This window comes from Lachnoclostridium sp. Marseille-P6806, from assembly GCF_900625025.1.
In the GTDB taxonomy this organism is placed as follows: domain Bacteria; phylum Bacillota; class Clostridia; order Lachnospirales; family Lachnospiraceae; genus CAG-791.
Genome location: NZ_LR130576.1, coordinates 294,364 through 307,318, shown reverse-complemented (window position 1 = coordinate 307,318; position 12,955 = coordinate 294,364). Strand labels below are relative to the sequence as shown.

At 53.4% G+C, this 12,955-nt stretch carries 15 protein-coding genes; 14 read left to right on the top strand and 1 reads right to left on the bottom strand.

Annotated features, from left to right (window positions below; genetic code table 11):
- Window positions 1-241: 241 nt before the first annotated feature.
- Window positions 242-949 (bottom strand): NYN domain-containing protein, encoded by a 708-nt coding sequence (locus E0E20_RS05475; protein ID WP_130837194.1) that lies wholly within the window; start codon window positions 947-949, stop codon window positions 242-244.
- 130 nt (window positions 950-1,079) lie between these two features.
- Between E0E20_RS05475 and E0E20_RS05470 the strand changes: the two genes are divergently transcribed.
- From E0E20_RS05470 to E0E20_RS05410, 14 genes are all read left to right on the top strand, one after another.
- The gene (locus tag E0E20_RS05470) at window positions 1,080-1,424 is read left to right on the top strand and encodes a DUF2442 domain-containing protein (RefSeq protein WP_330508828.1); all 345 of its coding nucleotides are present in this window, start codon (window positions 1,080-1,082) and stop codon (window positions 1,422-1,424) included.
- Window positions 1,417-1,638 carry a helix-turn-helix domain-containing protein gene (locus E0E20_RS05465; protein WP_130837192.1) on the top strand — a complete coding sequence of 74 codons (222 nt, stop codon included), beginning with the start codon at window positions 1,417-1,419 and terminating at the stop codon, window positions 1,636-1,638. Before E0E20_RS05470 ends, E0E20_RS05465 begins: the two co-directional genes overlap by 8 nt.
- Before the next feature lie 86 nt (window positions 1,639-1,724).
- Complete coding sequence (locus E0E20_RS05460) at window positions 1,725-2,249, top strand: terminase small subunit (RefSeq protein WP_130837191.1); 525 nt, start codon at window positions 1,725-1,727, stop codon at window positions 2,247-2,249.
- On the top strand, window positions 2,246-3,634 hold the full coding sequence (locus tag E0E20_RS05455; protein WP_130837190.1) for a phage terminase large subunit: 1,389 nt from the start codon (window positions 2,246-2,248) through the stop codon (window positions 3,632-3,634). The genes E0E20_RS05460 and E0E20_RS05455 overlap by 4 nt, the downstream gene beginning before the upstream one ends.
- A gap of 9 nt (window positions 3,635-3,643) precedes the next feature.
- Window positions 3,644-5,578: a portal protein gene (locus E0E20_RS05450; RefSeq protein WP_130837189.1), complete on the top strand. Its 1,935-nt coding sequence runs from the start codon at window positions 3,644-3,646 to the stop codon at window positions 5,576-5,578.
- Entirely contained in the window at window positions 5,575-5,871 is a 297-nt protein-coding gene (locus E0E20_RS05445; RefSeq protein ID WP_130837188.1) for a ribosomal-processing cysteine protease Prp, read from the top strand. The genes E0E20_RS05450 and E0E20_RS05445 overlap by 4 nt, the downstream gene beginning before the upstream one ends.
- A 26-nt stretch (window positions 5,872-5,897) precedes the next feature.
- Window positions 5,898-6,845 carry a hypothetical protein gene (locus tag E0E20_RS05440; protein WP_165443997.1) on the top strand — a complete coding sequence of 316 codons (948 nt, stop codon included), beginning with the start codon at window positions 5,898-5,900 and terminating at the stop codon, window positions 6,843-6,845.
- Between the two features lie 19 nt (window positions 6,846-6,864).
- Window positions 6,865-7,899 (top strand): N4-gp56 family major capsid protein, encoded by a 1,035-nt coding sequence (locus E0E20_RS05435; protein ID WP_130837186.1) that lies wholly within the window; start codon window positions 6,865-6,867, stop codon window positions 7,897-7,899.
- A 12-nt stretch (window positions 7,900-7,911) separates the two neighbouring features.
- The gene (locus E0E20_RS05430) at window positions 7,912-8,190 is read left to right on the top strand and encodes a hypothetical protein (protein ID WP_242622669.1); all 279 of its coding nucleotides are present in this window, start codon (window positions 7,912-7,914) and stop codon (window positions 8,188-8,190) included.
- A 50-nt stretch (window positions 8,191-8,240) separates the two neighbouring features.
- The gene (locus E0E20_RS05425) at window positions 8,241-8,660 is read left to right on the top strand and encodes a hypothetical protein (protein ID WP_130837185.1); all 420 of its coding nucleotides are present in this window, start codon (window positions 8,241-8,243) and stop codon (window positions 8,658-8,660) included.
- A complete protein-coding gene (locus E0E20_RS05420) occupies window positions 8,660-10,465 on the top strand; it encodes a hypothetical protein (protein ID WP_130837184.1) in 1,806 nt (601 codons plus the stop codon). Before E0E20_RS05425 ends, E0E20_RS05420 begins: the two co-directional genes overlap by 1 nt.
- Window positions 10,449-10,610 carry a hypothetical protein gene (locus tag E0E20_RS13875; RefSeq protein WP_165443996.1) on the top strand — a complete coding sequence of 54 codons (162 nt, stop codon included), beginning with the start codon at window positions 10,449-10,451 and terminating at the stop codon, window positions 10,608-10,610. The genes E0E20_RS05420 and E0E20_RS13875 overlap by 17 nt, the downstream gene beginning before the upstream one ends.
- Entirely contained in the window at window positions 10,588-11,853 is a 1,266-nt protein-coding gene (locus tag E0E20_RS05415; RefSeq protein ID WP_130837183.1) for a hypothetical protein, read from the top strand. Before E0E20_RS13875 ends, E0E20_RS05415 begins: the two co-directional genes overlap by 23 nt.
- Window positions 11,846-12,928 carry an acyltransferase family protein gene (locus E0E20_RS05410; RefSeq protein ID WP_165443995.1) on the top strand — a complete coding sequence of 361 codons (1,083 nt, stop codon included), beginning with the start codon at window positions 11,846-11,848 and terminating at the stop codon, window positions 12,926-12,928. The genes E0E20_RS05415 and E0E20_RS05410 overlap by 8 nt, the downstream gene beginning before the upstream one ends.
- The last annotated feature ends 27 nt before the right edge of the window (window positions 12,929-12,955 follow it).

The following is a 12,955-nucleotide window of genomic DNA, read 5'->3' as shown; positions in this document are numbered from 1 at the left end:
TAGCTTCTGAAACCGGTCTTCCTCTGACATCATATTTTCTCGGAAATGAGGCCATAAATAAAATGCTAAACCACAGGTTCTAAACCGTGGTTTAGCACTACTTTTTTTCTCAAGTCCGAAAGACAGGTTATATACGTATGTAATACGTATGTCAATAGGAGCGTAAGAAACAAATGACAACAAAAAGGCCCGGAAACCTTTTCGGCCTCCGGACCTTTTTGTGACTTAACAATATCGAGCATCAAGGAGTGCTTTTCTGAGAAGAGTGATCAGAAGTTTTGCCGTGAGACCTGTTTTTTTCCCATTCTGACCTTAACCCATCAATATGCTCAAACAGATCGGCCTTGATGTCTGCCCACATGGGATCAAGAATGAAATCTATCCCCTCTCTTCTGGCCAGTTTGGCAGCAGGCACGAAGTCGCTGTCACCAGCAATCAATATGATTTGATCCACTTGTTTCTTATAAGCGAGAGAGGAGATGTCTAAACCGATCTTCATGTCGACACCTTTTTGCTGAACGGTGATGTTGAAGTCCTGATCAGACAAGTCAGACAAAACCTTTTTGCCGTCGCATAGAGCTCTAAGAGCTGAGGGTGTAATCATGTATGTGGCAAATTCTTCCGACAGGACGCCCATGCGCAAAGCGACTTTTCGCTGGTGCTTAAGTTGCTCAAAGAACGCCAGCGTCCATTTGTGAACTTCCGAGTGGCGCAAATCAATCCCTTTCTTAAGAAAAGGGTGATAAACTGTTTTATCTATTGGCGGGCAATCATAATAAAAAATTCGATATAAGCAGCGTTCAGGATCATATTTTTTCTCATGCTTCAGGTGGTCGAAACAATAAGCGCAGAGCTCTTTGGCACGATCTTCAGGATCTTTCTTACCCCATAGAAAAGCGGCACGCCTGCGATAAAAGCCACCATCCACCAAAATTGCAGTTTTCTTCATCGGTTATCCCTCGCATAAAAATAGGGCGCTAGGTATCGGCACATCCCTTATCTTGGGAAGCCTAGCACCTAGCACCTGTTAATCAAGTCGCCCTCCCATCTGGAGGTATCTTTAGTTTAGCAATAAGTTGGTGCGATTTCAACCACCATATATAGTGTCAAAAAGAAACCATATTACACAAGCTAAGAGAATTACCGGGGTTGTTCCGAACAATGATTTCACTTTAACGATCAGCTTTGACAACGGTGAGAAGCGGCTTTACGATATGCGCCCATTCCTCAAAAAGGGCACAGTATTTGAGCCGTTTATGAAACCGGAAAACTTCCGTCGGGTTTATGTGGATGATACCCATTGCATAGCGTGGGACATTGATCCGAGCATTGACAGCGCCAAGGTATGGAACAACAAAGTTGATCTCTGTCCGGATGGATGCTATATCGACAGCATTCCGGTAGGGGGTGTGTCCGATGTCTGAGAACTGTGCGAATATCATTGATCTGTTGATTGAACAGCGGCATAATCAGGGCATGACGCAAAAGGAATTAGCGCAAGCCGCTTGCCTTACGCAGTCGGTTATTGCCCGTCTGGAAAGCAAGAAAGCCATTTCACAGTTAGGCACGTTATTAAAAGTGGCGTCTGCGCTGGGTTGTAATGTTGCCATTGTTCCCGCTGAGTTCAGCGGAAAATAAGTAAGCCGCAATTACCATACTTAACGAGGGGGTGCCCTATAAAAGGGGTGCTCTTTTTTTTATGCTTTCTTTTATGGAGGAGAGACATGCTGACGCAGAAGCAGGAAAAATTCGTGCAGGGACTTATCGCGGGGAAGAGCCAGCGCGAGGCCTACAAGGCCGCGTATGACTGCAAGCGCATGAAAGACAACTCCATTGACAACACCGCCTGCAAGCTGCTCAAAAAGCCAAAGATAGCCCAAAGATATGAGGAATTGCGGCACGCGGCGGAGGATAAAGCGGGGGATGATGCCGTCAGTATGAGGGCAAAGCTCATCGAGCACTGGAAAAACGTCCTGCGCACCGATATCGCGAATTTTTACACCATCAAAAACGTAAGTGCCGAGGGGATCACCGTGACGCTGGCCTCGCTGAAAGACCTGTCGAAGATGGACACATCCTGCATACAGGAGCTTTCTTTCGATGGGAAAGGCGGGGTAAAGATTAAGTGCTATTCAAAAGACGTTGCCGCACAGGCTCTTGAAAGGCTGTATGGGATCACCGCAGAGGAAAAGGAGGCGAAAGCGATCGAGGTCGTGCTCCCGGAGGAGCTGGAGGGCATGGACGGATGATCACTCTTACAATAGGAAGACCAAGCGAAAAGCAGAGGATTTTTTTGCAGGACACGCACAAGCATGTGGGCTACGGCGGCGCTCGCGGGGGCGGAAAGAGCTGGGCCATCCGTACAAAAGCTAAGCTGCTGGGCCTCAAGCATCCGGGGGTAAAGATGCTGATCGTGCGCCGGACATACCCGGAGCTGCAAAAAAACCACATCGACCAGCTCAAGGCGGAGCTCGTACCGGATGTGGCGCGCTATAACGGCTCGGAAAAGCGCATGACCTTTAAAACGGGCGCGATCATCGACTTTATGTACTGCAAAAACGACGATGATCTTGGACGGCTGCAGGGCGCGGAGTATGACGTGATCTTCATTGACGAGGCGACGCAGCTCACCGAGTACCAGCTAAAGGCCATAGAGGCCTGCTGTCGCGGCGTCAACGACTTTCCACACCGGGTGTACTACACCTGCAATCCCGGCGGACAGGGGCACGGCTATATCAAAAGGATATTTATCGACCGACGCTTTGAGGACGGCGAGAAACCGGAGGATTACAGCTTTACACAGGCGCTTGTGCAGGATAACGCGGCGCTCATGGAGGCAGACCCGGACTACGTGCGCCGCCTTGAAGCCCTGCCGCCAAAGCTCCGTAAAGCGTGGCTTGATGGCATGTGGGATATCTTCGAGGGGCAGTTTTTCGAGGAGTTTCGTGACGATCCTTCGCATTATCTCGACCGCGAGTGGACGCACGTGATCGAGCCGTTCGATATCCCGCCCGGGTGGAGGATATACCGAAGCTACGATTTCGGCTATGCGAAGCCTTTTTCCTGCGGCTGGTGGGCTGTGGACTACGATGGCAGGCTGTACCGCATCTTGGAGCTGTACGGCTGCACGGGCGAGCCAAATGTCGGCGTTAAGTGGACGGCGCAGGAGCAGTTTAAGCGCATCCACGAGATCGAGGCGCAGCATCCGTATCTGAAAGGCAAGCACATCCTAGGGGTAGCCGACCCGGCCATCTGGAACGCCGAGAGCGGGGAGAGCATCGCGGATATCGCGGCAAAGAACCACGTCTTCTTTGAAAAGGGCGACAACGCCCGTATCACGGGATGGATGCAGGTGCACTATCGCCTGCAGTTTGACGATCAGGGGATCCCTATGCTGTATGCCTTTAACACCTGCAAGGCTTTTATACGCACGATGCCGCTGATGATGTACGACGAGCACAAGGTCGAAGACCTCGATACCGACTTGGAGGATCATTGCCCGGATGAGGTCAGATATATGTGCATGGCAAGGCCGATCAAGCCGACGATCGTAAAGGAAAGGCCGATCATCGGGGACGACCCGCTGAATCAGCGGATTCCGAAGCGGAAAAGCATTTACATTTCACACGGATAAGGAGGAGAGATGAGCGAGGACGAAAAGAAGATGCCGATCGGGGTCGAGCAGCTGCGCAAGGCCCGCGAGATACTGCGGAGATACCAGGCAGGAAAGAAAAATTTAGAGGCGAAAATCATCAAAAATGAAAAATGGTGGAAGCTCCGACACTGGGAAGAGATGGTCACGGAGGAGACGAAAGACGAGCCGAAGCCGGCCAGCGCATGGCTCTTTAACGTCATTATCTCAAAGCACGCGGACTACATGGACAGCTTCCCGGAATCGGCGATCCTGCCGCGCGAGGCGGGAGACGTCGAGGAGGCGAAGCGCTTGTCTTCGATCATTCCTGTGGTGATGGACCAGAACGACTATCGCGATGTCTACTCGGATGTCGTGTGGTACAAGCTGAAACAGGGGACGGGCGTATATGGCGTTTTCTGGGATCCCTCGAAGCTTGGCGGCCTTGGAGATATCACGATCAAGGACTATGATCTTCTGAACCTCTTTTGGGAGCCGGGAGTGAAAGATATCCAGAAGAGCCGGAACTTCTTTTCCGTGGAGCTTGTAGACAACAGCTTGATCGAGCAGCAGTACCCGCAGGCGGTCGGGCATCTCGGGAGCGGTGCCGATGCGACAGTCAAAAAATACCAGTACGACGACGCGGTAGACACGAGCGATAAGTCTGCGGTGATTGATTGGTACTATCACAAGACGGTCGGCGGGAAGCGCACGCTTCAATACGTGAAGTTTGTCGGTGACGTCGTGCTTTACGCCACGGAAAACGACATTCAGCGCCCTACGGAGCCACAGGAGCAGACGGTGATGGGGGAGGATGGCGTACCACAGTCTGTCGTGGTGGAGGCCCCGACGGGAGAGAGCATGGCAGAGCGCGGGCTCTACGACCATGGGATGTACCCCTTTGTTTTCGATCCTCTTTTCCCGGAGGCGGGCATGCCCATAGGCTTCGGATTCGTGGATGTCTGCAAAAATCCGCAGGCCTCCATTGATATCTTTAATAACGCCTTTGAAAAAAACATCCAGTTTGTGGCGGCCCCGCGCTGGATGGTGCGCAACGAGGGCGGGATCAACGAGGAAGAGTTTGCAAATCCCCATAATCTCATCGTCCATACGGACGGCAATCTCGGGCAGGATTCCTATGCGCCGATCAATCCGCCGACCTTTGTGAACTCCAACTATATCGCGATTGTGCAGGACAAGATCAACGAGATGAAAGAGACGGCCGGGAACCGCGACGCCAATAACGGCGGAACGCAGTCCGGGGTTACGGCGGCCTCTGCCATCGCGGCGATGCAGGAGAGTGCCGGGAAGACATCGAGAGATCAGATTTCCGGCTCGTACGGAGCGCATAAAAAGGTCGTCAATCTCGTGATCGAGCTGATCCGGCAGTTTTACACCATGCCGCGGCAGTTCCGCATCACCGGTGAGGACGGACGCGACGAGTATGTCACATATGACAACGCCGACATACAGCCGCAGCACTTAGGGGAGGACTTCGGAGAAGACCTCGGGTATCGGCTGCCGGTCTTCGATATTAAGGTGGAGGCGGAAAAGAGCTCGTCTTACAGCCGCCTGTCTCAGAACGAAATGGCCTTGCAGTTCTACAACAGCGGATTTTTCAACCCGCAGATGGCAGATCAGGCCGTCGCCTGTATTGAAATGATGGAGTTTCAGGGCAAGTCGCAGGTGCTCGACAAGATCAAGGCGAACGGGGGCATGTATCAGCAGATGCTCATGCTTCAGCAGCAGATGCTCCAGCAGGCGGAGATCATCGATTCTCTGACCGGAGGGCAGACGGCTATGGCTGACCAGATGGCGGCACAGATCAACGGCAATCTGGACGTGCAGGGGCCCAGAGGGAGCGCGAAGCTGCCCGCCGGGAGCCGGGAGAACGCCGTGGTCGAGAATGCCCGCGAGAGGGCCGCGGAGGCATCGAAGCCGAGATGATACGGATTGTGTGTACGAGATCGGAAGACAGCTACAACCTCAGCGTCAAGGGGCATGCAGGGTATGCCGCGCTGGGGAGTGACATTGTATGCGCGGCAGTATCTATGCTCGTCTATACCCTCATTGAGCGCACGGAAGAGCTTACAAAAGACGTGCAGCTCTCCATTGATAAGGGCGACGTTTCGATCATGGCAGCGGGGGACGGTGTGTCCCTTGCATTTGACACGATTCTCTCGGGGTTTCGGCTTCTTGCCGGGCAGTACCCGGAGCATATCAGCCTCCGGGAGGGGTGACCTTTTTTCTCTCTTTCGGATGTGCCATGATCGGGATATCAAGGGTCGCGACCTACCGCAGAAAAGGAGGCAACATGCCGGAAAACAAGTTTTTTTCTCTTCAGCTCTTTGGAGACGAGGAGGGAGCATCGGTCGTATCTGGTGACGCCGACACCACAGCAGGAAATGCAGGCTCCGAGGGAGTAGCTACCGGAGGAGAGGCAGAGCAGCCCGCAACTGCACCCGCCGATCAGGGCGGTGAGGATTCTTTTGAATCTCTGATCAAGGGGAAGTACAAAAAGGAGTATGGCGAAGCTGTAAAGGCCGCTGTCAGCAAGCGCATGCGCAATCAGCATAACTTGCAGCAGCAGATCAACAGCATCGACCCGATCGTGCGCGCCGTGGCGCAGCGCTACGGGATCGCGCCTAATCCGGACGGCAGCATCCCGATTGATGCGCTGAATGCCGCGATCCAGAACGACAACTCTGCTTTTGAAAAAGAAGCCTTTGACCGCGGGATATCCGTAGAAGAGGTGAAGCGAATCCATGCCGTGGAATCGGAAAACGCCAGATACCGCAGCATGATGCAGGAGGCAGAGCGGGAATCGAAGTGGAATGATTTGACGCAGCAGGCGGAGCGCTTAAAGGCTGATCTCTACCCCGATCTTGATCTTTCGGTTGAGATGGACAACCCCCAGTTTGTGGACATGGTAAGGACGTTCCAGAACTCGGGCTTCAAGGATGCCGTCAAGATCGCCTATGAGGCCGTGCACCGTGACGAGATCATGAGCGGCATGATGGAGTACGCGATCAAGCGTACCAAGGAAGAGACCAGCAGGGCGATTCAGTCCGGCAAGGCCCGTCCGGTCGAAAATGGCGTATCTGGACAGAGCGCTGTCTCCGTCGGCGGGATAGACCCCTCCAAGCTTACCCCGGCACAGATTAAGGACTATATCAGTCGAGCCGAGCGCGGTGAGAGCATCACGCTCGAGTGAAAAATGTGAGGGAAACGAAATGAAGTTTAGACATCTTATAAATTTGCAGCTCTTTGCGGATGAGAATAACCCGACGCTGAACACGCAGACCACGGCGCTGTCCGGTCTCGGGAACGACCTTTCGCCCACCATGAAGACGTTCTATGAGAAGAACCTGCTCGAGAACGCGCGGAACGAACATTACTTTGCACAGTTCGGGCAGAAAGTCCCGCTGCCGAAGAACAGCGGGCACAAGGTCGAATGGAGAAAGTTTGACACGTTCAAAAAGGCGCTCACTCCGCTGACGGAGGGCGTAACGCCCGAGGGCAACAAGGTCAACATGACCAAGATTGAGTGCGCTCTCAGCCAGTACGGCGATTATACGACCGTCTCCGATCTTCTTGAGCTTCGCGCGATTGATCCGATCATCGGAAAGGTCACGGAGGAGCACGGCGCGCAGGCGGGTGACACCATCGACACGGTGATCCGGAACGTCGTTGTTGCCGGGACAAATGTCTTTTATGCGCCAAGCATTGCCGCCGGCGGCGCGGAGACGCCGGTCACGATCCGGAACGACGTCACGAACCTTTGTAAGATCACACCGAAGCTGATCGACCAGATTTTCACGTTCCTCAAGAAGATGAAAGCGCCGACGATCGACGGAAAGTATGTGGCAATCATCCATCCCTCTGTCGCCTATGATCTTCGGGAATCCGACGGCTGGATGGAAGTGCACAAGTACGCACAGCCGGAGCAGATTTTCAACGGCGAGATCGGCATGCTGCACAACGTGCGTTTCATTGAAAACACGGAGACCAAAATCTGGACGAACAGCCACGGCGCGGTTTACGCAACGATGTTCTTTGGTAAGAACGCCTATGGCATCGTCGAGCCGTCTGCGGAGACGATGGAGGTAATCGTGAAGCCGCGCGGTTCTGCGGGTACGAGCGATCCGCTCAATCAGCGCAGCACCATCGGCTGGAAAGCGACCACGGCGGCAAAGATTCTGTACGAGGAGAGGATGGTTCGACTGGAATCCGGCTCTTTCTTCTCGGACGTTGACAAGGCGAATTAAGGAGGTGTAAGCATGGCACGCAGTAAGACAGAAGCTCCGGCCCCGGAGATGCAGACCGAGGAGATGCCGGCCGAGGAGACGAAAGCCAAAAAGACGGTGACGGTTCGACTGCCGAAAGCGATTGACGGAGAATCCAAGTATCAATTCGTCGCGATCAATGGGCGCACGTACCAGATCGAGAAGAACAAGAACGTGGAAGTTCCGCCGGAGGTCGCGGAGGTGCTCCGCAATTCTCTTGAAGCACAGGAGGAGGCGGACGAGTTCAACGAGGCCAATGCGGCAAATGATTGATCGACTGAGGGGAGGGGCACAGCTCCTCCCCTTTTTAGGCAGGTGAGATTATGACGGTAGGAACAATCATCAACGAGTACAACGAAAATACGCATAATCAGATCGACGACAAGCGAAAAATCCGATGGCTGAAACGTCTGGAAACCATGATTATCCGCGAAGTCGTCATGACGCATAAGCTGCCCGAGAGAGGATGGCATCTTGAGGGCGAGACACTTTTCATGCGTGGTAATCTGGCCGATCTATCGGATTTTACGGTCGATACGGAGCTGATCGTTCCGGAGCCGTATGCGGATGTCTATCTGTACTGGCTGGATCAGAAGATTGCATATGCCAATCACGAGACGATTAAGTACAACGCCGCGTCGAGTGCGTTCAATAATGCGTATATCACCTATCAGCAGTGGTATAACCGCACGCACGATCCGCTGCCGAGGAAATCCCATTTATTCCATCATGAGGTGCTCTGATGTTTCTTCCGGAGATTGACAATGATAATAACAGTCGCTCGATGATCAGTACATGGCGGGGATATAACCACAACTACCGGATTGGGGACGGAGAATTTTATGACGTCCTTAACCTCTCGAGTGACCACTACCCGCTTCTTTCTCCCCGTAAAAAGCGAGTGAAGCTGATCGAGGACAAAAATATCCGCGGGGCGATGCTCTCTGACAATACCCTTTGCTATCTGGCGGGGGATATCCTGCACTATGGCAGCAAGACGTTTGACTTTGCCGGTATGATTCCGGAAAGCACGTCGGAGCAGCAGATCGTTCGCTTTGGCGCGTATGCCCTGATTTTCCCTCTGGGGTTGTATGCGAACCTCATCACCGGTGCGGAGCACGGGCGGATTGGCTCGAGTTACACGGCGGGGACAGGCGTGACGATCACTTACACAATGTGCGATTCCACAGGGGATGCGCTGCACAATGTGACCGCGGGGGCCGAAGCGCCGGAGAGCCCATCCGACGGGGATTACTGGCTCGATACCAAGGCGGGAGAAGAGGGCCTTAATATCTGGGATAAATCTCAGAGTATGTGGAAACCGGTGGCGACTACGTACATTAAGATCAGCATTCCGGGCTCCGGTCTTGATAAGCTGTTCTCCGTGGACGATACCGTGACGATGAACTCCGCATTGACGGATATCAATAATGGTTCTGTCATACAGGCTATCGGGACGGACTACATTGTAGTGATTGGTCTCATTGCCTCGGGCGTGACATACAGCGAGACGACAGACAGCGCGTGGACGTTCCACATGGAGAGAAAGGTCCCGAAGCTGGACTATGTCTGCGTGGATGATAACCGGGTATGGGGATGCCATTACGGAGCTGCTGCAGACGGTGAGATGGTCAATGAAATCTATGCCTCCAAACTGGGAGATTTCCGCAACTGGTACTCCTATTCCGGGATCGCTACGGATTCGTATGCGCTGTCCGTCGGGGTTGGCGGTGAGTGGACAGGGTGCATTTCGTACAGGGGATATCCCACGTTCTTCAAGGAAGACGCCATTTTCCGTATTTTCGGCTCTGTGCCGGCGGAGTATCAGCTATCTGTCAGCACGTGCCGCGGGGTGCAGAAAGGCTCTTACCGGTCGCTGGCGGTTGTCTCGGAGTATCTGATCTATAAGAGTGCCTCGGATGTGGTCGTATACGACGGCTCGTCTCCGGTGTCGATCTCCGCGCCGCTCGGTCGGGAGCAGGTGTTCTATGACGCGGTGGGCGGGGGGTGCCTTGGGAAGTATCACGTCGCTATGCAGACGGCCAAGGGAGAACGTTACTACTTCGTATACGACATGCAGAATCATCTCTGGGAGAGGGAGGACGCGCTGGGGCTGCGGTGGTTCACGGCCAGCGAGAACGGACAGATTTACGCACTCACAGAGACAGCAGTGTACGGGATCGGCGCGAATGACAATGCGCTGTTTGCGCACCCGCTTGTCTCTGAGGAGACGGTCGAGTGGGTGGCGGAAACCGGAGATATCGGGCTGGATGCGCCGGAATACCAGTGGCTTAACAGCCTTACGCTGCGGGTCTATATCGCGCCGAAAAGTGAGGTGCAGGTATGGGTGTCCTATGACGATAACCCGTTTGAGGAACTGATTACTCTGCGCGGAATCGGTACGGTAGCGACGCATACCATTCCGGCAGGGTCGCCCCGGCACGACCATTTTCGGATTCGATTTGCGGGGCATGGCGATATGAGGCTGTATACACTGTCCATGACAATCCATGGAGAAAGCGAGGAAAACGGTGAATATCATTTTTGAGAAACCGATCTTGAATAAGCCGACGCCGGAGCAGAATATCGCGCTTCTTGACACGTGGGCGGCGGAAACGACCGACAAACTTAACTATGTTCTGCACATGCTTAAAGCGGAGGAGAAAAACAGTGATAACAAAGATCATCAGTGAGGTTGTTCGCGATGGAGTCCGATATGCCTTTAAGGACCGGAAAGCGCACGAGCTGATTCAGAATCATGCCGATGAGATTGCGGCGACGAAGAAGCAGACAGAGGATGAGATTGCCCGGGCGAAAAAAGAGGAGCGGGAGCTGTATTTGCAGGCAAACGCGCACGGCTATCGTCTGGATAGCGTGGAGCATCTTTTGCAGGAGCAGATCGAAACCGGAGTTGCGGCGGAGTACATCAGGAAGATCGAGCAGGAACAGCTGCGTGCGAAAACGGCGGAGCGCGCCAATGCAGACGATATATCTGCGCTGCGGGTGCAGCACACGGCAGACGTGGAATCGCTGGGTGGCACGCTGGATATGCACACGACGGCAATCGCGGACAATACGCTGCTGATTGCCGCGAATAAGGATTCCATCGCAACGAACGCATCCGATATTTCCGGACTGAAAACGGCTGTCGAAACGCTGAACGGCTCTGGCACAGGCTCCGTCAGCAAGACGGTGCATGACAGCATTGCGGCCGTCGTGGCGGATGCTCCGGAGAACCTTGACACGCTGAGAGAAATTTCTGACTGGATCAGCGGACATGAGGAGAGCGCCTCGGCAATGAACTCGGCGATCCATAGGAACACGGATGCCATTGCGGCAGAGGTGTCCCGCGCACAGGCGGCCGAGGCTTCCGCAATGGAGGCAGTCACGGCAGAAACGAGCCGCGCGCAGGCGGCAGAAGCGGAGAACCATGCGAAGATCAATGCAGAGGTGGTCCGTGCACAGGCAGCGGAGCCTCCGTTCCGCTTTGGCGTAGATTCGGAGGGGAACTACGGCTACATAAAGGCAGGTGCGGATGCAGTAACCCCTTTTAAAGGACAAGCGGACATTGACGCGGCGTATCAGGCCGGCAGAGACGCAGTAGGGACATCGGTCGTCTTAAAAGCAATGGGGACATATTCAAACAATTCCGGCCATGATGAGACGGTCTTTGTTGCCGTGGGAGGTTACAATGGATATAGTAATGGCAGTGGTTATATTGGGATTTCTACTACTGGTACAGTTATAGATCAATCAAGTTTCATGGGGAGTGGTGGATGGTCATATAATCAGGATGCTGATTCTTATGCATTTGTGCAGACAGAGGGAGGATTCCTCTCAAAACTTATCAAATTGCAGGATGGTCAGCAGGTTACGGTAACGCGAAATGGATGGGGAGGCGGTGCAGTGTTTGCCGCAAAAGTATCATATGATTAACACGAAAGAAAAGATCGACGGACTCACTGGTGGGCGTTTTTTTGCAATTCTCGTTATTGTCATAAGTCACTTTAACTTTTTCAGTGGGATTCGCGGCGGTGAAATCTATACGCAGTATCTTAACAATGCGGTGCCGGGAGTGGATTATTTCTTTATTCTCTCCGGCTTCGGGATGATGCGGAGCTATCTGCGGGACGGGAGACGCGTGGAAGCAGCGCGCGGAATCAAGGGCGGTTTGCGCTATGCAGCCGCGCATGTGCGAAAAATTTATCCGCTGTATCTTGTGACAATGCTGTTGTGCATCCCCGCCGCTTTTCGGGATTTATATTTTGAGCATGGCGAAACGCTTGCCGGCTCGGCGCTTCATATGCTGCTATGGGCAGTCAGTGCGGTGCCGATGCTGCAGTCCGCGACGGCTGTGTCTGAATTTTCTACTTCCTTTAATTCCGTTGCGTGGTTTCTTTCATCTCTGTTCGTCATTTATATGTTCAGCCCGTTTCTGCTTCGCCTCTTGAAAAGAATGCTTTCGACGAAAAGAAGAATCATGGCGGCGCTGTTTGTTCTGCCTGTTGCGGCATCCGGCGCCGGATGGCTCTTTCATCAGATTGAGATGCGGACATTTTTTGATAAACTCAGTTATGCTTCTCCGTATTGGCGGGTTTTCTACGTTGTTTTCGGTATGGTGCTCGCGCTGCTGGCTGCGGAGGACAGAGGCTTTCGCATGGGGGCTGTGGCAGGGAATGCAGCCGCCGTGCTCTCGGTCGTATGGTTTCTTATGAGAAACCGGGTCTATACGATTCTGTACAGCCGAACGTATATCATTGATCTGCTGCTCGGAGGCTTGCTGTTCTGCGGAATTGCAGCAGGAGCCGGTGTGCTGCGGCTTTTTCAGAGGAAAAGCATTGTTCGGCTCGGGGAGCTGTCCATGTATGTATTTCTGATCCATTATCCGCTTGTTCTGTATCTGACGTGGTATCGGAGAATTACGGGACTTTACGAGGCACTGTTTGCGGCCGCATTGATTCTCGGCGTTACGTATGCGGTATCGTATGGACTGTGGAAAGTGCAGAGATGAAAGCCTGTCTTTTTGAGAAATGAAACG

Coding starts and splice junctions, on each gene's coding strand:
- E0E20_RS05460 (WP_130837191.1), top strand. CDS start 1,725: ATGCTGACGCAGAAGCAGGAAAAATTCGTGCAGGGACTTATCGCGGGG.
- E0E20_RS05455 (WP_130837190.1), top strand. CDS start 2,246: ATGATCACTCTTACAATAGGAAGACCAAGCGAAAAGCAGAGGATTTTT.
- E0E20_RS05440 (WP_165443997.1), top strand. CDS start 5,898: ATGATCGGGATATCAAGGGTCGCGACCTACCGCAGAAAAGGAGGCAAC.
- E0E20_RS05425 (WP_130837185.1), top strand. CDS start 8,241: ATGACGGTAGGAACAATCATCAACGAGTACAACGAAAATACGCATAAT.
- E0E20_RS05430 (WP_242622669.1), top strand. CDS start 7,912: ATGGCACGCAGTAAGACAGAAGCTCCGGCCCCGGAGATGCAGACCGAG.
- E0E20_RS05450 (WP_130837189.1), top strand. CDS start 3,644: ATGAGCGAGGACGAAAAGAAGATGCCGATCGGGGTCGAGCAGCTGCGC.
- E0E20_RS05420 (WP_130837184.1), top strand. CDS start 8,660: ATGTTTCTTCCGGAGATTGACAATGATAATAACAGTCGCTCGATGATC.
- E0E20_RS05465 (WP_130837192.1), top strand. CDS start 1,417: ATGTCTGAGAACTGTGCGAATATCATTGATCTGTTGATTGAACAGCGG.
- E0E20_RS05410 (WP_165443995.1), top strand. CDS start 11,846: ATGATTAACACGAAAGAAAAGATCGACGGACTCACTGGTGGGCGTTTT.
- E0E20_RS05435 (WP_130837186.1), top strand. CDS start 6,865: ATGAAGTTTAGACATCTTATAAATTTGCAGCTCTTTGCGGATGAGAAT.
- E0E20_RS05445 (WP_130837188.1), top strand. CDS start 5,575: ATGATACGGATTGTGTGTACGAGATCGGAAGACAGCTACAACCTCAGC.
- E0E20_RS05475 (WP_130837194.1), bottom strand. CDS start 949: ATGAAGAAAACTGCAATTTTGGTGGATGGTGGCTTTTATCGCAGGCGT.